Genomic DNA, 24732 nt, shown 5'->3' on the forward strand with positions numbered 1-24732 from the left:
CACAGCTTTTTCTTTGTATTTACTTTGGATGATTAAATCAATGACCTCAGGGTTCCTGAATCAATTCAAAAAAAAATATCCCGGATATAAAGAGATTCTTTCCTGATGCCGATAGGCTAGACATGAACAAGCGGCAAAATTCCTGTCCGCGGGAAGCCCTACTCATGGAGGAGTATTTATGTATTATCACGGATTTGATAATAAGGCAGTATCGTCCAACAAGTACTGGACCAACAAGGATGATGAGTTGGTGTCCATTCTTTTCGCAAAAATCATAAACAAGACAGTTATCTCTAATACGTCCCACCCGGAGCAGGAGCAATTGGTGGACCAGATGGTCAACAACCTTTTTGACGTATGCTTCTATATCAACAAGGATGTGCACGACTGCTAGACAGGGGCGTATATCCGTGCCCGGCAGAAACAGCCGCGCACATATCCCGATATACCCGTAACACAGCAATCACGACGATAGAAAATCCAAAAGCCCCGACAAACAAGTTTGCCGGGGCTTTTGGATTTTATCTGAAAAGTCAGAAATATGTTTTAGCTGATCTGAGCCAGACGGGGAGCCTTTTTGGCCTTTTCTTCTTCAGCCCTCTTACGCAGGTAATGGACCATGGTCAGAATGGCGGTGATGGCTTCAAAACCTTCCTGCTCAACGGAATCAACCAGATCATCAGCAGGGTCAGCCTGGAGAGCGCTCTTGAGGGCCTTGGAGTATCTTCCAAAACCGTCCATGAGGTCCAGAGCCATATAGTTGGCTTCATCCGGATCTTCGGGATTGATATCCATGGGAACGAGCACGTAACCCATGATGTTTGCGAGCCTGGTCAGCGGACGGATGCTGCCGGTGGACTTCATAATGGGTACCAGTTCTTCCACACCGACTTTTGCACCCTTGTCTTCGGGGTTGATTTCGCGAAGCAGGGTCGGGTAAGGCTTGCTTATTTCGCTGGCGATATCACGCGCAGGCTTATCATTTTTAAGCACAACATCCTGTAAAAGCTTGGTAAGTTCGTTATTTGCCATGTTGTCTCTCCATTGTTCGTTATTTTTAGATTATTTAGTGTCTTGAAAACGTAGCTATATTCATGCCAATTTACGAGGTAATAACATAGCTAAACTTTAATAAATAAATTTAGTGTGATACAAAAATAACATTTTCATCAACAGGTTTGTTTTTCTCAGCTGGCAAGAAATTTTACTGTTCTGCAAGAAATTTAGTTATCCATCAAATCACTAAGAGGGCGCGGAAAAGGCTATACAGCTAATCCAATAACCTTGCAAGGATTGATTTACTCAATACTATTCTGAGATGTCAAGGTATGAAATAGCAAATCAAAAAAAGGCACTGTTCTTAAAACAGTGCCTTCAAGTCACAAAAACAGAATTGATCAGTTAATCAAGGCCTAAAGATTCCAGATAAGCATTTCCGGCGAAGGTAAGTTCCGCTCCTCCCTGCAGGAAGACGCTGGTACCCTCGATGATCACTTTAAGAATCTCACCGCCCGATGTCCGTATCCGCACGGCAGCATCCGTCAGCCCCAACCGGTTCAGAGTGACCTGAACAGCGCTTACGCCGGTTCCGCAGGCATAGGTTTCATCCTCTACCCCGCGTTCGTAAGTCCGGACAATCAGACTGTCGTTGTCGTCAATCTGTACGAAGTTGACGTTGGTGCCGGCAGGAGCGAATTTTTCATGGTAACGGACCGCGCTGCCGAGCTTTTTGATGTCGACATCCTTTACATCGGCAACCTGAATGACGGCATGTGGAACGCCGGTATTAGCAAAGTGGTATTCGTATGTTTCACCGTCAACCTCAAGAGTCTGTTTGAGGGCGACGTCCGTGGGGTCCGTAAGCTGAACCTTCACTTCTTCGAATTCCGGAAAAACCCTGACCCGAATAGGTCCGGCATCAGAACCGAAAACGTGCTCTTCCCCGGCTATGCCGATGGCATGGGCGAGCCTGCCCACACACCGGGAAGCGTTACCGCACATTTCCGCACGCGAACCGTCCGAGTTGTAGAACTGCCAGACAAAATCAAGGTCTGAACCTTCCGGGGCATTTTCAATGAAAAGCAGTCCGTCGGCGTAAATGCCGAAGGCTCTCTGGCACAATTTCTGCGCCCAGCGGGGCATTTCCGAAACAGAAACACCGAGTTCCCGATTATCGATAATCACGAAATCGTTACCGCAGCCCTGCATTTTATAAAAAGGAATGGATTTTCCAAACATTTTGCTCATAAAAATCTCTCCATTAATTCATAAGTGATGAACATTAATTATTGATCACCATGAACTCTTAGTCAAGTTTTCCGGATCAGGCACCGTAAACACGGGCGTGGATGCGCCGGGCCATATACAGGAAAGGAGTATCCATAACCGCCACGATTACCTTGAAGAGGTACGTGGTCAGAAGAATCTCAAGCCAGACATCAAACGGGAACACCCCCCACAGCGCGACAAAGCAGAAAACCGAGGAATCAAGCAGCTGGCTCAGCAGGGTTGAGGCGTTGTTGCGCAGCCAGAGACGGCGTTCGCCGAACTTGTCCTTGAGCAGGTGAAAAACATAAACATCGTGCAACTGGGAAACAAGGTACGCGCAAAGGCTGCCCAGGGCGATCCTCGGAAGAAATCCGAATATGACCTCCAGATGAGGCTGGGCGAAATCATCGGGAGCAGGTACGAACTTCAGAGCCAGCTGCATGTAGACAACGGCCATCAGCAAGATGACAAAACCCAGATAAACAGCCTTCTGAGCCTCTTTCTTACCGTGAAATTCACTGAGCATATCCGTGGAAAGAAAAACACTGGCATACAGAATATTTCCAAGGGTAGTGGTCAGCCCGAAAAGCTCTATTGTTTTGAGCACCTGTACGTTGCACAGGATCAGGTTGAAAACAATAAGTCCGTAAAGACCGGTCTTCCCGAAAAAACGATACAAAATCAGAACAAGGCTCAAATCCAGCAGGGCAAATCCGAACCATAGCAATTCATTCATTAACAAGCCTCCGGCCCGGAGTCGACAAAAGGTTGAACAACAGACTCCGGTTCCGTAAAAAATAAGCGTTAGCGTAAAGCCTTGCGGCAGGTAAATCGTCCGAACTGCACGGACAAAATCATAACCGGAAGGGAAATTGGCAAAACCACAAGAAAACGGCCGGAACTAAACGCACTGTGTGCACGTAAGTTCCGACCGTTTTGACGGTAACATTGCAAGTGGTGGTTTATCAACAGCCTTTAGCGCCTGCAATCTTCCGGCTGGTAAACCGTTATCTCCGGCCGTTCTGACAGCTCAAGACCGGAGGAGATCGTCAGATAATCCTAAGCTGAGGTTTTGCCGGAGTCACCACGACCCGGTTACGCCCCTGCCTTTTGGCTTCGTAGAGAGCTTCATCGGCCTTGCTGATAATTTCATTATCCTTATCAAGGCTGCCAGGCCTTATGGAGGTAACTCCGATACTGGCAGTTACGCTGAAACTCTTGTCATTGTAGGTCATGGTAGTTTCGGCAATTATCTTTCTGATCTTTTCAGCCAGCATTCCGGCATTGTCTTCTGTTGTGTGCGGAAGAAGGATGACAAATTCCTCGCCTCCGTAGCGGGCAATGAAGTCCGTTGAACGGAATGTGCATTCAAAAAGCCTTGCCACCCGTTCAAGGACCATATCCCCGGCCATATGGCCGTAGGTATCGTTGATGTTCTTGAAAAAATCCAGATCGACCATAAGCAGGGACAGATCGGTATTCAAGCGTTGATGGCGCTTGAATTCCTCGACCAGCCTCTCATCGAAACTGCGGCGGTTGAACACACGAGTCAACCCGTCACGGTCTGCACGGGTCCTGATCTTGCTGAACATCAGGGCATTGCTCAGGGCCAGGGAAAGATGATTGACCGCGGCATTGAGAGTGGAAACCTGGTCCTTGGCCAGTCTGACCTTGCTGTCGCAAAGAATGACCAGGCAGCCGAACTTGTCCCCGCGGGCAGCAAGAGGAAGAGCAAGAACTCTCCCGGCCGAGGGGCTGTAGGCCATGCGGTTTTCCCCGACAATGCCGACCTCGGACACATTGTATCCGAACACTTCGGCCTTGCTGAGGGTCTTCACATTCTCAATCATGAAATCAATCCATTCCGACTGTACCTCGGGCAGCAGTCCCTGGCTTAGAAAAATTTCCGTTTCAATATCCTTTCCGCCCTCAAGAACATTCCAGAATGCCCCCTGAACCGAAAGAACCGGCAGAAGCATCTTCAGATCTTCACCCGCCTGCGCCAGAATATCGGACACTTCAAGGCGTTCTGTGGCATTGGAAAGCACGGTGTTAAGGAAAATAAGCTGTTCGGTTTTACGACTCAGCAGTTCCCTTTCAAGGATTATCTCTTCAGTCATACGGTACAGGTCACCGTAAAGACCGGATATCTCTTTTGCCCGAAAAAGTGCGTCCTGAACCTTGGAACTGGTCAGCGGGGTGCTTACTACTGCCAGAAATCCTTCTTCAAGAACCTTTTCCAGATCAACGTTGTCCTTGTCTTCCTGAATGAGAATCCGCTGGGTTGAGTCAAGGTTACGATATTCAACACGGCGCGACTCAGGGAGAAGATCCCACACACGCTGCGGAATCCAGGTAGCTGCTGGCTTCTCCTGGTTTTTGAGTTCCTTTTCCCCTGGCAGGGCTCTCTCCGAAAAATTGCGCAGATAGAATCCGGGACCGAGTGAATCCTCAATCTTTCCGGCTTCGATACTGTTAAGACCGAACCCCCAAAGCAGTTCCGGCCTGCTTCCTCTCTTCATTTAGGGTCTCCTTGTTTGCCTTTTAAGCTGTCAGAAATAGTATTCCACCAGCTATATTGCAAAATGAGGACCACAAAATTTAAAACAGGACATCGCCCTTCCGAGATCGGTTCAGGCCATAAAATTTTATCCTGTAAAACAAAGCTGTTCTACACCGGACCGACTGTAAACGTTATGAAGACAGGAAAGAGCAGAATTCCCTGCCGACCCGACTGAAAATAAAGATATATCAAATAACAGGAAATTAGTGCCGGATTTCCGCCACCGGGAAAAACGGGAGCGGAAAATAAATCCTTTGACAAGACCCATATATATATGGATTGTAATTGCCTATGGAAACTCAAAGAATATGGGGAACTTTGGACCCCTTTTACGAGACCGGGCCCATTCTCGGCCGCAAAGTGGCCAACATAGGATTTCTTAGTGGATTGCTTAACGCAAACCCCTTTGATGAGTACCACTTTTTCCTTTCCGGAGGAGGAATACGCAAAGGTCTTCAGGATTTTCTGGAGCGCAATTTTCCCGCTCTGGAAAACTCGGGAAGAGTCAAAATAATGGACCGCCGGGACCTGCCTGCCGCAATCGGCAGCACAGAATATTTCTGTTTCCACCAGTCCGACTGCATTGTCTACCCGCCCCACCTTGCAAGACTCAGGAACATGTACGCGGCAAACATATTTCCCGTTACCGGAACCACGCACTCCCTCAGCTACGCCAATTACGGGTCCTGCTTCCTTAATTATTTATGGAAGGGAACCACGGAACGGGACTGCATAGTTGCCACTTCAGGCCCCGGAGCAAAGGTTGTTGAAAATTACCTTGCCCACCTGCGGGAAGGTTACGGGCTTGATGAAAAGGAATTTCCCTCGCCGCAGATAAGGAAGATTCCGCTGGGTATAAATCCGGGACCGTTCACTCCCCCGGAGACAGCGGAAAAGAAACTTGCCGCAGAGGAACTGGGACTCGGCGGAGACAGGGTCAACATTCTGGTTTTCGGCCGCATAGCCCACTACTCCAAGATGGACCTGATCCCCCTGTTGCGGGCCATGCAGAAACTTTTTGCCGCAGGAACGGACCGCGACAAGGTCCGGCTGGTTCTGGCCGGCTGGATTGACGATGATGACGACTTCCCCGGCACACTGACCCAGCTCGCAAAAAACATGGGGCTGGAACTGGTCATAATCGCCAGACCTTCTGACAAGATCAAACTGTCCCTTTACCGGGCGGCGGATATATTTGTTTCCATCTCCGACAATCCGCAGGAGACTTTCGGCCTGACCATACTTGAAGCCGGAGCCATGGGCCTGCCGGTTGTCGCCTCCGAATATGACGGTTACCGGGACCTCATTGTTGACGGGAAAACCGGTTTCCTGATCGAGACAATCGGCACCCCTGCCACTGCGGACCTCGACCCCATGGCGCAGCTATGCTTCGACAACCAGTATCATCTGATTATGGCTCAGCAGACGGCAATTCTGACCCCCAAACTGGCCGCAGCCCTGCAGGAACTCATTTCCAACCCGGCACTAAGGGAGGATATGGGCCGCGCCGGTGCAGAAAGAGTACACAGCATGTTTACCTGGAAACAGGTCATACTGCAGCACGTAAAATTGTGGGAGGAACTGAATACCGCTCCGGTGGACAGGGAATCGCTGCGTAAGCTGCTGCACCCGGCACAGGTGCGGTTCGGGGAAACCTTTGCCCACTATACCACGTCCACCCTTGGTCCGGACACAAGCGTCGTCACGGGCATGACGGGCCGGGCAATATACCACGGCAGGGAGTTCCCTCTTATCTACCGCGGACTGGAACGAATTCTGGAACAGGAAATCATCCGCAAGATGGCATTCTTTGCCCGCAAGCCGATCCGCGCCAAGGATCTGGAAGGCAAAATCAGAACCCTGGCTCCGAACCTCTCCGACGATGAAATCCGCTTCCACATCCTGTGGAGCATCAAGCACGACATTCTGGAAAAGGCATGCTGAAAGGACTGATAGTCCAGCACACCGCCCTGGCAAAAAGCGGAGGAGCAGCCAGGATAGCACAACTGATCCATGAAGGATTAAGGGACCGGGACATTCCCGCCCTGTACAGTTTCGAAGCATCGGAGAATCCGGAAGATCCCCTGCTCGGTCCGGCCGAAGCAGCATCAAGAATACCGGAGCATTCAATCGTCCACCTGCATTCTTCGGCAGACCCTGCGGAATTCATAAAAGCCCTGCCGCAATCGTGCCGAATAATAATCACTCTGCACGACACAAAAATGATCACCGGAGGATGCATTAACCCGCTGGACTGCCCCCGCTTTGATCAGCAATGCCGAAACCCGTGTCCCAGAAACTATCCGGACTCCGAAAACGTACGGCGCAGAAACATCGCCGCAATAACAGAAAGCGGCGCAGAACTTGTTTCCCCTTCAAAATGGCTGGCATCAATCGTGCGTAAAGCTCATGCAGGGCTCAAAGCCAGAATTATTCCCAACGGCATTCCATGGCCGGAGCAGCCCGGCAACAAAAAGGCCGCCCGTGAATCAATCGGCCTGCATCCGGCATCCAAATCCGTTCTTTTCGTTGCCCACGGAGGAAAGGAAGCAGTCTACAAGTCCGGCCCGCAATGGGAAACATTCTGGACCATGATCAAGAAGAACGTTCCCGATGCAATCGCTTTCGCAGTCGGCGGAAAAACAAACAGCAGAGAAGGTGACTTCATCAGCATTCCCTATGTGGACCGCACTGTTCTGAACAGGTTAATGCTGGCCGCGGATGTTCTGGCCTACCCTACTCTGGCGGATAATCACCCGCTGGTGGTGCTTGAAGCCATGGCCAACGGCCTTCCTGCTGTGAGCTATGAAGTCGGCGGAGTCCCGGAGCAGATAACAACCGGCAGTAATGGCATTCTTGTGCCTCCCGGAAATAAAGAACTGTTTGCCGGGACTGTCTGTGAACTTCTTTTAAACCGTCATCTGGCAACCGGTTTGGGAATGAACGGATTTTATTCCGGAAAAAAAAGGTTCAGCAGCGAAAGGATGCTGAATGACTACGTCAAACTTTACGAAAAACAGACCTGATTGTAACATCCAGTGTTATTTTTTTGTGTTTTTTAGAAAAACTGACGTGATCCGTATTGACTTTTTTTCAGTTTACACTGGAAATGCAGACTCGAATTCGATTATAATGCTGAAAAATATCTTTCACATTCAATCGTTTCAAGCTAATATCTAACATAAGCGACAGCCGTACAATAACTTTAATGCCGGTATGACTCGTTATTATACAGGGGGGGATGAGAATGGCCCAAACCAATATTCTTCTTGAATCCGGAACAAATGAACTTGAAATAGTTGAATTTTATATTGATGAAATGGACACTGTCCACGGAGAATCCAGCCGCAGAAGTTTCTACGGTATCAACGTGGCCAAGGTTGTTGAAATTATCAGACTTCCGGAACTTACAGACATGCCCGATGCGGCAAACGATGCTGTCCTCGGAGCTTTCGACCTCAGATCCGAGATTATCCCTTTGATCGACCTCAGCCGCAGAGTCGGAAAAAGCCGGATTGAAAACGAAGCCCCTAAGGTTATCGTAACTGAATTCAATAAGATATCTACCGCCTTCCTGGTTTCGGGTGTCACCAGAATCCACCGCATCAGTTGGGAACAGGTGGAAGCGCCCAGCAAGCAGGTTTCATCGCTCACGGCCAACTCTATTACCGGTGTGGTAAAGCTTGAAGGACGCATTGTCTTTCTGCTGGACCTTGAAAAGATTGTCGCAGACCTCAATCCGGGCATGGATATTACAGACGTACCGGAAGCAGATCTCATCAATAAAATTGAAAAAAGACAACTCAAGGCTCTTATAGCCGATGACTCCACCATGATCCGCCGGATGATCGGGCAGATGCTTGAAGACGCCGGATTCCGGGTTACAAGGACTCACAACGGCAAGGCCGCCTGGGACAAACTGACTGAATGGCGGACAAGGGCAGCCAACGAAGGCAAGACCATCGACGACTTCGTGGACATCGTGGTTACCGATATTGAAATGCCGGTCATGGACGGACACAACCTGACCAAACGCATCAAGGATGATCCGGAATTGCGCCATCTTCCGGTCCTGCTCTGTTCCTCCATTATTACCGACACCCTTTATCACAAAGGAGAATCGGTCGGAGCGGACGATCAGATTTCCAAGGCTGAAATCAACCAGCTCGCGGAGCGCGTGTTCAAACTGATCGAATCTACGCAACATCAGGAATAAGACCCCCTTCCTAAAGCAACGACTGTCCCGGCAGAGAGCATCTCTGCCGGGATTTTTTTTGCCTGCCGGATTTCATTAACTCCATGCGCTTTATTCCTGCCAGCCGGGCCACCTACCTGCCTCTGTCATTTCAAAGCTCATTTGTCAGTCGTAATTCTATGAACACACAATCGTAACCTGAACGTATTCATCTTCAACTTTCCGTGTTTTAGAATGAATACCCTGTAACAAAGCGCACATGGATAATATCCCACGCATTTTCAACAACCGACAACAATAAATTCGGTGCGTACCACTTGCTGACGAACAGCCTGCGCCGGACAGAATGACCATGACTAACAACGCAAGTTTTTCCATAAAAACAAAGCTCTTTGCCGCAGTGTGTCTTAGTGCCGCCCTGTGCGTGAGTCTCCCGCTAGGATTTGCATACTATATCCTCAAAGCCGACCTTGCCGCCGATACCAGAATGATGGCCCAGGAAAAGCTTGAACTGGCAAGGCGCATCTACTTTAAATCTGATTCGGAAAAACCTGCGTTGAGGATAGCCGAGGTATCCAGACTGTTAGGCAGGGAAATGGCTTATGTTTCTCAGGGCGGACAAATCACATCACCATCGGCCCGGTCCGAGGAACCGTGGCATGCGGACAGTTCCGAATTACGCCAGGCAAAGGCCGACGGGCTGGGGTTCGAGATACGCGAAAATCCGGGCTATGATCATAGAACCCTTTACGCCGCCATCAGGCTTGGAGACGTTCAGGGGCGTGATTCCGGTTTTCTGGTCATGAAGGAATCCCTAGCCGGGCTGGGGGAAAGAATGGGCACGATCCGCAAGGTGTTTTTCTGGGCCCTGCCCATCGTGGCTCTGGTCTGCTACGCAGTTATCCGCTTTGTAACCCTGCACCTGAGCACTTCTGTGGAGTCCATGGTCAGAACGGCCGAGGCTGTGGGGCAGGGTAATTACAAACGCCGCATCAGAAATTTCCCGGACAAGGAATTCATCCCTCTCGCCGAAGCCATCAACTGGATGGCTGAACGCATTGATGAACACGTGGGCATCATTACCAGCCAGAAAAACAAACTTCAGGCCGTGCTGAACGGCATGTGGGACGGGGTAATGGTTATGGACGGCAACTGCCGCATCCAAAGCGTCAACAGGGCGCTGCAGGAGATTTTTCCCGGCGTACAGAACGGTATCGGCCGCAATCCCCTTGAGGTGATACCCTGCCCCGATCTGCAGGACTCCTGCCGGGAACTTACTGATCCTGAAGGGCCTGATGCCCGGACGGTGCAGCTGAAATTACAGGACGGGCGAGTCTATGACATCAACATAGTCCGCTCACCGCACACGGTCGAACCGGGGCAGGGTCCCGGAGCCATTGCCGTGTTTCACGACATCAGCAAAATCAAACGGCTGGAAACCGTCCGCCGGGACTTCGTGGCCAATGTCTCCCACGAACTGCGCACACCGCTGACCTCCATCAAGGGATACGCGGAAACCCTGCTATCCTCCCCGCCCCCGCCGGGATCCATCCGCAACAGCTTTCTGGGCACCATTGAAAAAAACGCCAACCATATGTGCAAGATTGTGGATGACCTGCTTAATCTCTCGCGCCTTGAGGGAGGACGGGACATCAGCAAATTCATCTATACGGACCCGGCCGAAACGCTGAAAAACGCATGGCAGGCCTGCTCCGCACTTGCGGAACAAAGAAACGTCCAGATGGTAACGGACCTTGAACCGGAACATTTCACCGTCCATGCGGACCCGGATCAGCTCATGCAGCTTTTCCGCAACCTGCTTGAAAACGCAATCAAGTACGGACCGGAAGATAAACCCGTAGCGGTGGAACATGCGGTTGAAGGTGAAATGCTCAAAGTGATTGTGCGGGACGAGGGACTTGGCATTCCTGCCGCAGACCAGCCCCGTATTTTCGAAAGGTTTTACTCCGTGGAAAAATTCCGCCGGAACGAGTTCGGTTCCACCGGGCTGGGACTGGCCATTTCCCGCCACATCGTATCCAACCACGGAGGAACAATCAGTGTGCAGAGTCCGCCGGAAGGTATTCAGAAAGGCACCGCCTTTATCTTCACCATTCCGCTTGTGGAAGACTCCGGGGATTTGTCCGTCTGATTCTTCTGCCTGCAATTAAACAGACAAAGGGACACGAGCAAAATTACTCCTGTCCCCCCTGCCTGATACTCTGTCTCCGTTTCAGATGTTTTATAGATCGATAAACACACAAAAGGAGACAGAAAATGAGAATCCCGACAGAAACGGATACGGATTCATACGGTATTACAGGAACCGGGAGTGAATCCGGCATGTTCGGCAGCAAGACAAGCCCGGCGATTGAACGGCTCGCAAAGTACAGAATAAATCCGGAATTGCTGCAAAGAGCAAGAGACCGCGAAGCAGAAGAAAGAGACATCCGGGTACTTGATGCATACAACCGCTTTGAGTCCGGGTTGCAGGAAATGCTCACCGCTCCGGGAAAGGGGGTCATGCTGCGCGAGGCCGGAGCGGCACAATCGGCCGTATTCGAAGTAAACGACTACTTCAGCGAACAGGGAGGCAGGCTGCGCGATGAACTCCCGGATGACCAGAGCAGGAAACTTTTCATGGATATTCTGGCTTCGCGCAGGCGTACGGCAGTGGACGCCGTTGCCCGCCATCAAAGCCGGGAGTACTGTAAATGGAAGGACGCCACCGCGGCTCAGACCATCGATTCCATACTGAAAGCCGTAAACATCTGCCCGGACGCCGCATCCCTGACGCACGGAGAACAACTGCTTGAAGGAGCCGTAACCCGCCTGTACCGGGGCAGCAACCCGAAACTGCTGACAGCCAGACTCAACGAGGCAAGGCAGGCCATGTATGCCGGCGCGCTGGAATCAATCGCAGCCGGGGACCCTATTACAGCAGTGATTGTGCTTGAAGGCTGGAAAGACCGGATGGATGAAAAAGAATACGCGCTGCTCTACGACAGGTTCGAGCCAATGGCCAGAAACCAGAGCCTCAAGATGGAGTTCAATACCCTGCGTGAATTTGAAGGCGAGCTGCTCAAGGCCGAACTGGACGACATCGCTGATGAAAAAATGCGTGATGAGCTTGCCGAAATGATACTGGCCGATCGCGTGTGCAGAAGGCAGCAGCAGGAAAAAACCGAAACGGAGCGCATCAACTCCGCAGGTAGGGAGCTGTTTCAGCGTTACCTCAACGAACGGCTGAGCATGGAGGACATCGTCGATTCCGGGCTTCCCGAAGAGCAGCGGTCGCAATGGAGACTCATCTTCTGCCGGAACGATTCCGGCGAGGATCGCGCCCTGCTGAATACAGTCGAAGCAATTGTGGACGGCAGGCTTACGGAAGAACATCATATTTACGCCGCCATGGCCGAAGGGCTGGGCAAAATTGACGTTCTGCTGCTGACGACCCTTTTCAGGCTCAAAGACAACCCGGAAGCCAAACTGCTGGTAAACGGATTGCGGGAACTGGGCAGGGCCTGCGACCTTGCATCCGGGAATGAGCAGGACCACGCGGCATCCATACGGGATTTTCTCAACAGAATCGTTTCCATGATAAACAAGGGGGACAGATTCAGTATCACCGCGATCAGGAACGATGTAATCGACGACCACTTCGCAACCGTGCACACCGGCAACAGAAAGGAAACAACACCGGGCGAAGGCTCGGATCAGGAGCCGGAAGAAACTCCCGCCCCTGTCAATGATCAGGGCACGGAAGACCCGGATTCAACGCAGGAAGAATCAGAGGATGAAAAGGCTTAACCGGATGTGCCAACGTTTTTAAGCACTAACTTCACCTACAAAGGATAGACGGAATAACCGTCCTGAACATCCTGCCGGAGCCTGATAAAAACCGACGCCTGATCAGCGTAAACCTTCACAATCAGCAATTCATCATCAGCTTATCATCAGGCCGTCCGCAATACGGGCGGCCTGATGATAAGGCACTATCTGCTGCATTGCTGCGAAAAAGCATGAAACTTACATATGTCTGTATGCGCTTCGTTCCATGCTTTTTCTTGCGCCTTGCATCCGGCACATTCTCAACAGTCTGATCTTTTCGACTTTATCGTAAGACTCAGCACACCCGCAATATGGAAGTCCTGAACCGCATATACTTTCAAAAAAATCAGCTCTCGGGTACGGTGACCCTATCACACACGTGGAGGAACCCCATGCGCAGATATTTTTTTGTTCTATTGTTTTTACTGCTGCTTACAGGGTGTGCAGGGAACAATATACCAAGTGGAGAAAAATACCTCTCCCCGCTGCCTGTCAAACATGCACAGGTTGATGATCTCAATTTCGGATACAGGGTGTTCGGGAAAGGAGAACCGCTGCTCATGATCATGGGCTTTGCCGGAACCATGGACATATGGGACGCGGAATTCATCCGGACTCTGGCGAAAAAACACACGGTCATCATTTTCGACAACCGGGGCATGGGCAGCACGACCGCAGGAAAGCAGAGGATAACCATACAGGGCATGGCCGAAGATGCGGCAGGACTCACCGAAGCCCTTGGCTATACAAAGGTTCATGTGCTCGGCTGGTCCATGGGCGGACTGATCGCACAGGAACTGGCCCTGACCCACCCCGAAAAGGTCGACAAACTCATCCTGATGGGAACATCCTGCAGCAACACCGCTGTTGCCGATACCACCCGCAGACTGATGTCCATGGACATAAAGGAACTGCTGAGCCATTTCTTCCCCGCAGCTTGGCTCAAACTCCACCCCGAGGCACTCGCCGAACTGCCGCGTCCGGCACAAAAGACTGATCCGGACATAATTTCGGCCCAGGCCGAGGCCATGACCTACTGGCCCGGAACCTGCTCAAAACTTCATGAACTGAAAAACAACACCCTGATCATTTCCGGAACCGCTGACGACATCCTGCCGGAAAAACTGAGCATGGAGCTGGCCGAGGGAATCGAAGCTTCTTGGCTGGCCCGATACCGTCATGCCGGGCACTGGCTCATGTATCAGGACCCCGAGGGTCTGGCCCGTACTGTAAACAATTTTCTGGCTGTCGATGAAGACATGCTCGACCAGCGGGGCAGGAAATGAGATACTCCGACTTCCCCTACGTAATCGCCGGAGCAGGCATAACCGGATGCACGCTGGCACGATGTATTGCCGAAGAAACCGGGAAACGGGTGCTGATAGTAGACCGGCGCAACCATATCGGGGGCAACTGCCACAGCCGACTGGACCCGCAGACAGGAATTGAGGTGCACAGCTACGGCACACATGTGTTTCATACCGGGGAAAAACGGGTCTGGGATTTCCTTAACCGGTTCTGCGAATTCAACAGCTACCGCCACAAGGTGGTTACCTTGTACAAGGGGCGCACCTACCACATGCCGGTGAACCTGCAGACCATAAACTCGTTTTTCGGAATCAGTCTGAAACCCCATGAGGTGGATGAATTCATTCGCCTGAAAAGTTCCAGGGAAAACATCACCGATCCTCAGAATCTGGAGGAAAAGGCCGTAAGCCTCATCGGACGCGAGTTGTATGAGGCGTTCGTGAAGGGCTATACGCTAAAGCAATGGGGCCGCGACCCCCGTGAGCTCCCGGCGGAAATAATCACCCGCCTGCCCTTCCGCCACGGCTACGAATGCGATTACTTCACCTGCCGATATCAGGGCCTGCCCTGGAACGGATATGCCGACCTGTTTGAAAAAATGCTTGATCACGAACTGATCGAGGTTACTCTTGAGACAGATTTCTTTGATATCAGAAAGGAAATACCGGAAGAAAGCACTGTATTCTATACCGGACCGGTGGACAGGTTCTTTGATTACCGCCACGGGGAGCTATCCTGGAGGTCGCTGCGTTTTGAATACGAGGTGAAAGACGTATCCGACTATCAGGGAACGGCTGTCATGAACTATGCTGATATCGACATCCCCTTTACCAGAATGCACGAATATCAGCACCTGCATCCCGAACGCGGAAACAAAAGCGGCAAAACCGTCATTGCCAGGGAATACCCGGAGGCATGGCAACAGGGGGACGAACCGTATTATCCTGTAAACACAGCTCAGGACCGTCAGCGGCTGGAACTTTACCGGCAGGAAACATCAAAACTTGAAAACATACATTTTGCCGGGAGGCTCGGCTGCTACCGGTATTACGACATGGACAAGGCCGTGCTAGCCGCGCTGGAACTTTGCAATGCCGTTTTTCAGGGCCACGACAACTGCAAATAAAATTTTTTATTTAACAAAAGACTGGGGGACTGTGATCCGCACCAGAAACAGCCTTCAGAACAGTTCCGGCACTCCTGTGAACAGCGTTTACAACCGACCTTGCGTCTGTTAACCAATCCCCATGAGCACAAATACCAAAAAAGAGCAGGAACACCTGCGTATGAAACGTCTGATCCTGGACGCCGCAAAAGACCTTTTTGCCAGAGACGGATTCGACAACGTGTCCGTCAGAAAGATCGCGGCAAAGATAGACTACAGCCCTGCTGCTCTCTACCGCTATTTCAAGAACAAGGAAGACCTTATTCTCTCGCTTAGATCCGAAGGAATGAATAAATTCGCCCGGATGCAGGAACATCTCTCCGAAATAAAAGACCCGTTCGAACGGCTTAAGGAAGGCGGCCGGATATATCTGGACTACGCCCACAGAGAACCCGAATATTACGACCTGCTGTTCAACCGCAGCGTGCCTTCGTTCTGCGATCCCGACAAATGGATTGGAAAACCGCGCAAGAATTTCACGGATTTCAGGGAAACAGTGCGGGAATGTATTGAAACAGGTGAACTTGGCAATGTATCTGTTAACGTTGCCGTGGCCTCTCTATGGGCATCGGTTCACGGCCTGGCTGCGCTGGTGGCGAACGGCAGACTCAAAGGCCTTATGCCTGAACTGGACATTGCAGAAGAACTGGAAGCCATACTGGACTTCATAACAACCCCGCTGATAGAGCGGATCGGGCATAAGTGTGAAGAAAACAGCTGAACCGACTTTCCACATCCGCCCGCCGCTCATCTTGCTGGCTCTGTGGATGTTCCTGTGCTCATTTTACGTACCTGAAAGTATGGCCGGAAAAGCAACTGTCTTCAAGTGCCTGCCTGCCTCGCGAACGGTTACACTGACCGGGTTCACCCGCCCGCGAGTCAGCATGACCCTGGTCAGCGAGGAGTCGGCAACCTGCACCGGAGTTTACGCGGATATGGGTGACACCATCGGCAAAGACGGACGCTTTGCAGAGCTTGATCCAACATTCATTAAACTGGAAACCGACCAGCTCATAGCCGAGCGTGACCGGCTGCAGGCCGACGTCACCTACTACGGCAAGGAAGCAGACCGCTATAAAAAATTGGTAAAAAAAAGTACTGCCGCGCAGTCTGAACTGGATCTGCATATCCGCAACCTTAAAAATGCGGAATCGCTCCTGCGGGCCACCCAATTGAAAATAAGTGTAAATCGCGAGCACCTTCGCCGGTATACCCTGCGCGCTCCTGCGGGCTGGAAAGTTATAAAACGCTACATTGAGCCCGGAGAATGGGTGACAAAAGGCGAAAAAGCCGCCGAACTGGGCAATTTCAAGACCCTGCTTGTTCCCTACGCGCTCAGCATTGCAGAACTGGAAAAAGTCCAGTCCATGGGCGGCAAGGTAAAATTGAGACTTCCGGACATCGGCGAGACCGTTGACGCAAGACTTGAACTGCTTTCCCCGGATTTTGATCCGGAAACCCGCAAGGTAGAGGTTGATTTTGAAATAACCTCCGGTAAATTCAAATTCCGAGGCGGATTGCGCACGGAGCTTGATCTTGAGCAGCCTGATCCGGGAGGATCTGTTCTGGTGCCGACTTCAGCCGTGCTCAAGGCCTACGACGACAGCTTTCTCGTCCGGCCTGACGGAGTGAGGGTCAAGGTGCTGGTTCTTGGCTCCGGCAAAGACGGAAAGCTCCGGGTTTCATCCAAGGCGGTCAAAGCCGGGCAGGAATTTCTGCTCATCCCCTAATCTCCTTCCCGCTATCCGCTTTTTGAACAACAAGTTACATGAAGGGTCCGCGACCCGTTGGGGTCCCTGATTGTTTAAAGTTGCTGCACTGAAATCAGCCACTTAAATCAAAAATTTTGCGGAGCTAAGGCAATAACCATATTTTTAAATAACGAGAGAGTCAGATGACTGCAGAGTCCGGCAGGATTGTACGCAATGCGTCCGTTGTGGCAGGCGCAACACTGCTTTCAAGAATTCTTGGTTTCGCCAGGGACCTTATTGTTGCGTTCACGTTAGGGGCAGGACTCCCGGCGGATGCCTTTTTTGTTGCTTTCCGTATTCCGAACCTGCTTCGCAGACTTTTCGGTGAAGGCTCGCTGACCATGGCCTTTGTGCCCGTGTTCAGCCGCGTCAGGCAGGAACAAGGGGAGCAGGCCGCTTTTGAAATGGCCCGCTCGGCCATGGCCTGGCTGCTCATCATTCTCGGAGTTCTGACCGTTCTGGCGATTGTTTTTGCAAAACCACTGGTCCTGATCATCGCGCCGGGATTCGACCGCAACCCGGAACTTATGTCCCTGACGGTCGAACTGGTGAGAATCTGCTTTCCCTATGTGATTTTTATCTGCGCAGTGGCCCTGTGCATGGGGATTCTGAACAGTCTCGGACACTTTCTGGCTCCGGCGCTGGCTCCGTGCATGCTGAACATCGCCCTGATAGGTTCAGCCCTGGCCGGATGGCTTACCGGGAACAGCGTGGCTTTGTTCATGGCCTGGGGTGTCCTTATCGGCGGACTCATGCAGTGGCTGCTGCAGCAGCCATACCTCAAGCGGGCGGGTTTGAGCTGGCGAGGCAAGGGCGGAATGGACAATCCGGGGGTAAAGCGCATGGGCAGACTCATGCTGCCCACCGTGCTCGGAGCGGCGGTCTACCAGATCAACGTCGCACTCGGAACCCTGCTGGCCTCGTTTCTGCCCGTGGGCAGCGTTTCCTATCTTTATTATGCGGACCGGCTGGTCCAGTTTCCCCTCGGCGTTTTCGGCATCGCAGTGGGAACTGCGGCCCTGCCCAGTCTCTCCGCCCTGTGCGCAAAGGGAAAGAATAAAGACTTTTCCAATACCCTGAGGCAGACCGTGGGTCTGACCCTGTTTATTTCCCTCCCCGCCATGGCCGGATTGATCTCCCTTGCCGGACCGCTCATCGCCCTTCTTTTCCAGCGTGGGGCCTTTGATTCCGGCGCGGTTACAGCCACGGCACAGGCCCTGATGGCCTACGGCATAGGTCTACCCTTCATTGCCATGTCCAGACCGCTGGTTTCCGCCTTTTACGCTCAGGAGGATACGCGGACCCCGGTCAAAATTGCGGTCTGCTGCCTGCTGGTCAACGTGGGGGCCGGTTATCTGCTTATGCAGCACATGGCCCATGTCGGGCTGGCCCTGGCTGTTTCCCTGTCGTCCATGCTTAACAGCATCCTGCTGGCAGTGGTCATGGCCCGCCGGACCGGTGAATTTCCTCTGCCGTGGGCAGATGTGTTCAAGAGCATACTGCTCAGTGCACTCATAGGAACCGGCGCATGGTTCTCCGCAGGCTATGATATCCTGTGGTTTGCCCTGATTCCCGTCTGGGTAGCAGCCTACGGGGCCGGAGCACTGCTTCTGCGTTCCGGTGATGCACGCATGCTTATCGGGGCACTGCGACGCAGACGCGGGTAAATATTTTTCCGGACGGCATATGGGGCTGTAAAATCTATCCTTATTATCAGGTGGATGGTGTTGCTACATATTTGTATGGATACGCTCTTTACGTTCACGGCGCATGCCAGTAGACTGCCGGGCCTGACACCGGAGGTATAATGCTTATTGTGATCAATGTGGATGACCTGGGACTGCATCCTGCTGTGCGCCGAGCGGTGGACAGTCTGGCTGAAGCCGGAGTAGTCACATCCTCAACTATGCTGGCCAACGGGCCGGACCTTTCCGAATCCGTTCTCCTTCAGGACAGGCATGCCGGGCTGGGGCTGGGAGCGCATCTTAATCTGTTGCGTGGAAAACCCATTTCAAACCCGGACCATATTCCGTCACTGGTGGACGATGACGGCCTGCTTTTCGGGAATTATACCTCCCTGCTTCTGCGGTACACAACCGGGCGGATAAAGATATCCGAAGTGGAAACGGAGTGGGCGGCCCAGATCGAATACCTGCTTGACCACAAGGTGCGGCTGACCCATTTTGACAGTGAAAAACACATCCATGCCTGGCCGGGATTGTATGGACTGGCAGCCAAGCTGGCCCGCAGATACGGCATAAAATGGATGCGCAGACCTTTTGAGCATACCCCCGCCGGACGTTTTGACAAAGCCATGCTGAGAACCCGTTTTCTGCAGCTCTGTCTTGCCGTGGGATTTCCGCCGGAAGAGCCCTCTACGGCATCATGCGTGTGGGGAATCGGGGACCAGAAACAGAATCTGAAACCGGAATTGTTTGAACGGTATATAAATACATATCATCCGGAAATAGTGGAAATAGTCTGCCATCCCGGCCTTCCTGCCGAGGGAGACGGCCCTTTGCCGTCCGATTTCGGCCCCATGCGGGTGAAGGCCCAGTGGAAAGAGGAATACGATTCCCTTGCCCATAACGGCTGGCTTGAAATATTTGATAAATTGGGAGGAACTCCCGTAAACTACGGGCAGATACCCCCGCGAAGCGGAGATTTTTGATGATGCAGGAAAAAACGGGACAGGGCCGGAAAATTGAGGTCAGTATCGTAACCCCCATGCACAATGAAGAAGGCTGCGTGCGCGAATTCCACCGCAGGGTGAGCGCGGTCATGCAGGGCATGGATACCAGCTATGAAATGCTGCTGGTCAACGACGGCTCCACCGACACCACAGAGGAAATCATCAGGGAACTTTCCGCAGGCGATCCGCATATCAAGGGAGTGATGCTGGCCCGCAACAGAGGACAGTGCACGGCCATCTATGCCGGAATACAGGAAAGCTGCGGACGTTACGTGGTGATCATGGACGGCGATTTACAGCACAAGCCCGAAGAACTGCCCTCCTTGATCAATGAAATCCGCAAGGGGTTCGACCTTGTTTCCGGCTGCCGCACCAACCGCGGAGAATCCATGATCAAGCGCAAGCTGCCCAGCAAGATCGCCAACTACCTGATGCGGGCCACCAGCGGCTGTCAGGTCCGGGATATGGGCGGTCTTTCCGTGCTCAAGGGAAAACTGGCCCGGTCCATGACCCTGCGCGAAGGACAGCACAGACTTATTCCGGCGCTTGTTTACGGTATGGGCGGTTCCGTTTCCGAAGTGCCCATCTCGGCTCCGGAACGCTTTGCCGGCAAAAGCCATTACGGACTGGCCAGGTCCATCGACGTACTCTTCGATATCGTCATGCTCTGGTTCCAGTCCTCGTTCAAGCAGCGGCCTATTTATCTGTTCGGACGCATCAGCCTGCTTATGTTCATGCTTGCATCCCTGATAATGCTCTGGCTGTTCTACGAAAAGATTTTCCTAGACGTTGCAATGGGCACACGACCGCCGTTCATGGGCTGCATACTGCTCTACCTCAGTTCACTCGGTTTCATGTCCACAGGACTTATCCTTGAATCGCTGACAAACACATACGAAGCGGTCATGGGCACCAAGACCTACCAGATACGGGAAATAGTATCGCAGGAAAGCAAAAGCCCTACTGACTGACCGTCTCTGTTTTTGACTTGCGCCATTCCTTGAAGCCCATGAGCAGATCCCACTCCACAGGGATGATAAACAGGGTCAGAAAGGTAGCGGTACAAAGCCCTGTTACAAAGGTCGAGGCCATTGTTCCCCATACCAGCGAATAGGAAGGGAATCCCACGGCCATAGGGAGAAGTCCCAGCGTTGTGGTCAGGGTTGTGAGCAGGATGGGACGCAGCCTGATGCGAACCCCTTCGTGCATTGCTTTTTTACGGTCCATGCCGCCGTTGTAGAGCTTGTTCATGAAGTCCAGCAGCACAAGGGAATCGTTGACCACGACCCCGGTAACGCCCACGGTGGCGATGAAACTGTTGATGGTGAAGACCGTCTGCGACAGAAACGAGCCCAGAATAACCCCGGTAAGCGAGAATACTGCCGCCGAAAGAATGATCACCGGCTGCACGTAGGACTGGAATTGCGTGGCCAGAATCATGTAGATTATGAGTATGGCGATCAGGAACGCATAGATCAACGAGGTGTATGATTTCCGGGTGGATTCGAATTCACCGGAGAAGTTGATGGTAGCGCCGGGATAGTCACCCCGTATTTTCTCATAAAAAGAGCCTACCATCTTGACTGCGGCCGGAGACGACAGTCTTGAGCCGTGCTTTATGTTCGCGGTGATGGTAATCGCCCGCTGCCCCATGAAGCGGTTGAACTGGCCCGGTTCCATATAGATGGACACCTTGCAGAGATCGCCCAGCCGGATCGGACTTTCGTCCTGCTCCAGAACAGGGACGTTCAAGGCTTCTTCCGGGCTGACCAGAAACTGCGGATCAATCTTGAGCCGCAGGTCCACATCTTCATCAGACAATCTGAATTTACCCACAAATCTGCCGTCGAGCACAGAACCGGAAAGTCTCGCCACCTGCTTGGGGGTCAGACCGTATTCCGCCACCCGCTCCTTGACGGGGTTGAAGCGGAAAATACGGTTGGGAGTGCCGTCGTCCGTATCCAGATTGACCAGTTCCGGGCCGAGCTTGTCGGTCTCCTTGATGAATTCCATGATTGCGGCGGCAAGCTTCTGTACGGACTGATGGTCGGAGCCGAGGATGCGGATGTTTATGTCCTTGCCCGCCGGAGGACCGTCCTTTTCCGGTCGCACACGGAATGTCCACCCTTCTTCCGCAAATTTATCCAGAGAGTTGCGAACCTGCTCAAGATGTTTGCCGGGATCGTTCACAGGCGCATCCTCGAATGCCTGCCGGTCCTTGCGGGGCAGTTCCACCACGATATTTCCGAGGTTGCTGCCGTGAACGGTTTCATAATCATCATTGAGATAGAATCCGGCAAAGGCAGTTGCGGATTTGGCCATGCCCGGTCCGGTGTTTTCAATGAAAACTGAAATGCGCTTTAACTTGTCCGAAGTCACCTCAATGGGCGTGGCCACCGGGCCTTCCAGTTCAATATAGTAAAGCGAGTAATCGTCCGGAAAGAATTTGATCTTGATCAGGGGCAGAGTGCCGGAAAGAGATACTCCGAGAATGCCCAGCGCAACGACAAAGGCGACAAAAACAATCCCCATGGAGGTAAACCGGAACCGGATCACCATGGTAAGAAGCTTATCCGTCCATCTCCTTAAGGCATGCATGAAAGCAGGGTCGCGCAGACATTTCTCACGGTTCCCGGACAGTTTTTTCGCACCCGGCCAATCCAGAAAATGAGGCGGCAGGATCAGCAGACTTTCAATAAGGGATGCCGTAAGCGCGAATGCCACCGCCTTCGGGACCTGGGCAAAAAATTCACCGGTGGACCCGGACATGATCAGCATGGGCAGAAAGGCCGCCACAGTCGTTGCCGTTGCCGCGACAACAGGCAGGAACACTTCGGCTGTTCCGTCCACCACCGCATCCTTTATGCCCTTCCCCTCCTGTACATGCCGAAAAATGTTCTCCACGACCACAATTGCGTCATCCACAATGATCCCGCTGACCAGCACAAAGGAGAACAGGGTAATCTGGTTTAGAGAGTTGCCGGTGAGTTTCATGATGATCATGGTCACCAGAAAGGAGAAAGGCACCCCCACAGTGGTGAGCATGGCGTTCCTGAACCCCATGACCAGATGTATGACGATAAAGACAAGCACAATCCCGACCAAAAGGTTCATGCCGAGCGTATTCAGCGCCTCGTCAATATGGAGTCGCTGGTCGTTGGTAAGAACCACGCTCACCCCTTCCTTTTCAAGGGACGGGCGAAACTCCGCAGCAACCTTTTCAACTTCCTCGGCAATGCTGACCGCGTTCCCATCGGCAGACTTCACAATTTTAAGGGTGACCGCACTGTGTCCGTTTATGGAGGTGATGACCTGCGGGTCGCGGTAGGAAACACGGGCATCGCTCATGACATCGCCCACAGTGACGAATGACCCGTCTCCGTCCATGCGGATTATGGTCCCGGAGATCTCCTCGCGGGTCCTGAGCCGCTCGTCCACCACGATAACGTATTCGCCTTCGGAAGAATCGAAATCTCCGGCCGGAATGGAGATGTTGGCGTCGTCAAGAGCTCTGGCCACATCATCGAAAGTGAGTTTGAACCGTATGAGTTTTCCGGGGTCCAGTGAGACGTGGAATTCACGGGTGTATTCCCCCTCCACCTCAACTTCATTCACCCCGGAGATCTTACGCAACCGGACTTTTATTTCGTCAGCCATCATGGCCAGAGCCCGGTTGGTCCGGTCGCCCACAAGGCACAACCGTATGGCGGGAAGCCACTCGTTCACGTTTATTTCCGTGAACGTAGGCGGGTCCATCTCTCTGGGAAGGTCATTCTGGATGGACAGCACCCTGAAGCGCAGTTCATCGTATCCCTTGGAATAATCCGTATCGTCCAGAAACTTGACCATGATGCTGGAATGTTCCCTGAACGAGCGGGAGCGGATATATTCAACGTCCTCAAGGTCATCAAGCGCATCCTCGATCTTCTGGGTTACCAGTGCTTCCACATCGGAAGGGGATGCTCCGGGCAGAAATGCGCTGATTACAACCTTGCCCATGTGCACATTGGGATAGCGCTCAATCGGCAGTTCGGTCATGCAGAACACACCGGCAACCATGAGCAGGACGAATATGATGTTTATGAAGACAGTCTGTTTGAGGGTAAAGCGCAATAATCCTTTCATGACGATTCCTTGATACTCGGCCCTGCCTGTCGGATGATTCATTATGTCAGCGTTGATAGGGGCAGAGGAAGTTGGTGCAAAATGGGCTTACAAGAGTTGCACATCTTTTTGGTCTTTCTTTGCATCAAAATCATGGAGTGCGCAATGGTCCGGAGGGGGGCTTCTACCGGAAGCAGGCAGGTGTTTCGAACTGCAACAAAATATGGGCAGCAAACAGGCAAATCCTGCAGCCGATGGTATGACAGGAAAAAATGAGGAGGTCCCGACTTTTCTTATCAAAGAGCAGACAGGACCGGTTGTGCTTATATGGAAATTTTCAGCAAGGTATCCTGAAGGATTTCCTCTTCGCTCTGGTCCGAGCGGACAACATGATGGGCTGCTTCCAAAAAGCTCGGTTCAAAACGGTTGAGCATAATGGATATCTGCTCGCGAGCATCCTCGGAGCCGTCTGTAGCCCGAAGCAGGCTCAGAAAGTCGGAAAGTATGCAGATGACCTTGCCGTTATCCTGCAGAATCCTGCGGGTTTTCTCGGACTTTGCGGCCGCGCGGGGCAGGCTTACTATCTGATTATCCTCGGCTATGACCTTTTCGATCATCGGGTTTCCGTCACTGCGGTTGACCACAACGCATTTCCGTCCCAGCCTTTCGGCAACCTGTGCCGCAATGGATCTACGCAGGTCATCATTCAGACAGAATATAAACACGTTTCCGGAATCACGCCCGCCGATGGTCATATCCTTGGCGGCTCCGGAAACATACGTACTGTTTTTTTTCTGTTCCGAAACTTCAAATTCGATGTCGATGGTATCAAGCGGTTTTTTCATGCTGCCTCCC

General features: G+C 52.2%; 19 protein-coding genes. 13 read left to right on the plus strand and 6 right to left on the minus strand.

What is annotated here, in order from left to right; all coding sequences use genetic code 11:
* The first annotated feature begins 178 nt into the window (after positions 1–178).
* Positions 179–394 carry a hypothetical protein gene (locus ACKU4E_RS12785; RefSeq protein ID WP_320171463.1) on the plus strand — a complete coding sequence of 72 codons (216 nt, stop codon included), beginning with the start codon at positions 179–181 and terminating at the stop codon, positions 392–394.
* Positions 395–546: 152 nt separating this feature from the next.
* On the opposite strand, the gene ACKU4E_RS12790 is transcribed toward ACKU4E_RS12785, so the two are convergent.
* From ACKU4E_RS12790 to ACKU4E_RS12805, 4 genes are all read right to left on the minus strand, one after another.
* Entirely contained in the window at positions 547–1032 is a 486-nt protein-coding gene (locus tag ACKU4E_RS12790) for a phage regulatory CII family protein (protein WP_320171464.1), read from the minus strand.
* A 369-nt stretch (positions 1033–1401) separates the two neighbouring features.
* The gene (gene dapF / locus ACKU4E_RS12795; RefSeq protein ID WP_320171465.1) at positions 1402–2247 is read right to left on the minus strand and encodes a diaminopimelate epimerase; all 846 of its coding nucleotides are present in this window, start codon (positions 2245–2247) and stop codon (positions 1402–1404) included.
* A gap of 76 nt (positions 2248–2323) precedes the next feature.
* Complete coding sequence (locus ACKU4E_RS12800; RefSeq protein ID WP_320171466.1) at positions 2324–3004, minus strand: queuosine precursor transporter; 681 nt, start codon at positions 3002–3004, stop codon at positions 2324–2326.
* A gap of 313 nt (positions 3005–3317) precedes the next feature.
* A complete protein-coding gene (locus tag ACKU4E_RS12805) occupies positions 3318–4790 on the minus strand; it encodes a GGDEF domain-containing protein (protein WP_320171467.1) in 1473 nt (490 codons plus the stop codon).
* A 332-nt stretch (positions 4791–5122) separates the two neighbouring features.
* Between ACKU4E_RS12805 and ACKU4E_RS12810 the strand changes: the two genes are divergently transcribed.
* From ACKU4E_RS12810 to ACKU4E_RS12865, 12 genes are all read left to right on the plus strand, one after another.
* Positions 5123–6775, plus strand: coding sequence for a glycosyltransferase family 4 protein (locus ACKU4E_RS12810; protein WP_320171468.1), 1653 nt, complete (start codon positions 5123–5125; stop codon positions 6773–6775).
* On the plus strand, positions 6769–7857 hold the full coding sequence (locus ACKU4E_RS12815) for a glycosyltransferase (RefSeq protein WP_320171469.1): 1089 nt from the start codon (positions 6769–6771) through the stop codon (positions 7855–7857). The genes ACKU4E_RS12810 and ACKU4E_RS12815 overlap by 7 nt, the downstream gene beginning before the upstream one ends.
* A gap of 221 nt (positions 7858–8078) precedes the next feature.
* Positions 8079–9047, plus strand: a complete 969-nt coding sequence (locus tag ACKU4E_RS12820) for a chemotaxis protein (protein WP_320171470.1) — start codon at positions 8079–8081, stop codon at positions 9045–9047.
* Positions 9048–9378: 331 nt separating this feature from the next.
* The gene (locus ACKU4E_RS12825) at positions 9379–11178 is read left to right on the plus strand and encodes an ATP-binding protein (protein WP_320171471.1); all 1800 of its coding nucleotides are present in this window, start codon (positions 9379–9381) and stop codon (positions 11176–11178) included.
* 125 nt (positions 11179–11303) lie between these two features.
* A complete protein-coding gene (locus ACKU4E_RS12830) occupies positions 11304–12836 on the plus strand; it encodes a hypothetical protein (RefSeq protein WP_320171472.1) in 1533 nt (510 codons plus the stop codon).
* Positions 12837–13249: 413 nt separating this feature from the next.
* Positions 13250–14143: an alpha/beta hydrolase gene (locus ACKU4E_RS12835; protein WP_320171473.1), complete on the plus strand. Its 894-nt coding sequence runs from the start codon at positions 13250–13252 to the stop codon at positions 14141–14143.
* The gene (gene glf, locus ACKU4E_RS12840) at positions 14140–15291 is read left to right on the plus strand and encodes a UDP-galactopyranose mutase (RefSeq protein ID WP_320171474.1); all 1152 of its coding nucleotides are present in this window, start codon (positions 14140–14142) and stop codon (positions 15289–15291) included. Before ACKU4E_RS12835 ends, glf begins: the two co-directional genes overlap by 4 nt.
* A 160-nt stretch (positions 15292–15451) precedes the next feature.
* The gene (locus ACKU4E_RS12845; protein WP_320171475.1) at positions 15452–16051 is read left to right on the plus strand and encodes a TetR/AcrR family transcriptional regulator; all 600 of its coding nucleotides are present in this window, start codon (positions 15452–15454) and stop codon (positions 16049–16051) included.
* Positions 16035–17060, plus strand: a complete 1026-nt coding sequence (locus ACKU4E_RS12850; protein WP_320171476.1) for an efflux RND transporter periplasmic adaptor subunit — start codon at positions 16035–16037, stop codon at positions 17058–17060. Before ACKU4E_RS12845 ends, ACKU4E_RS12850 begins: the two co-directional genes overlap by 17 nt.
* Before the next feature lie 164 nt (positions 17061–17224).
* Positions 17225–18748 (plus strand): murein biosynthesis integral membrane protein MurJ, encoded by a 1524-nt coding sequence (gene murJ, locus ACKU4E_RS12855; protein ID WP_320171477.1) that lies wholly within the window; start codon positions 17225–17227, stop codon positions 18746–18748.
* A 140-nt stretch (positions 18749–18888) separates the two neighbouring features.
* Entirely contained in the window at positions 18889–19752 is an 864-nt protein-coding gene (locus ACKU4E_RS12860) for a ChbG/HpnK family deacetylase (RefSeq protein WP_320171478.1), read from the plus strand.
* A complete protein-coding gene (locus tag ACKU4E_RS12865; protein WP_320171479.1) occupies positions 19752–20744 on the plus strand; it encodes a glycosyltransferase family 2 protein in 993 nt (330 codons plus the stop codon). Before ACKU4E_RS12860 ends, ACKU4E_RS12865 begins: the two co-directional genes overlap by 1 nt.
* On the opposite strand, the gene ACKU4E_RS12870 is transcribed toward ACKU4E_RS12865, so the two are convergent.
* Together ACKU4E_RS12870 and ACKU4E_RS12875 are read right to left on the minus strand one after the other, a co-directional pair.
* On the minus strand, positions 20734–23898 hold the full coding sequence (locus ACKU4E_RS12870) for an efflux RND transporter permease subunit (RefSeq protein ID WP_320171480.1): 3165 nt from the start codon (positions 23896–23898) through the stop codon (positions 20734–20736). The genes ACKU4E_RS12865 and ACKU4E_RS12870 overlap by 11 nt on opposite strands.
* A gap of 302 nt (positions 23899–24200) precedes the next feature.
* The gene (locus ACKU4E_RS12875; RefSeq protein WP_320171481.1) at positions 24201–24722 is read right to left on the minus strand and encodes a hypothetical protein; all 522 of its coding nucleotides are present in this window, start codon (positions 24720–24722) and stop codon (positions 24201–24203) included.
* Positions 24723–24732: the final 10 nt, after the last annotated feature.

The organism is Maridesulfovibrio sp., assembly GCF_963677005.1.
In the GTDB taxonomy this organism is placed as follows: Bacteria; Desulfobacterota; Desulfovibrionia; order Desulfovibrionales; family Desulfovibrionaceae; genus Maridesulfovibrio.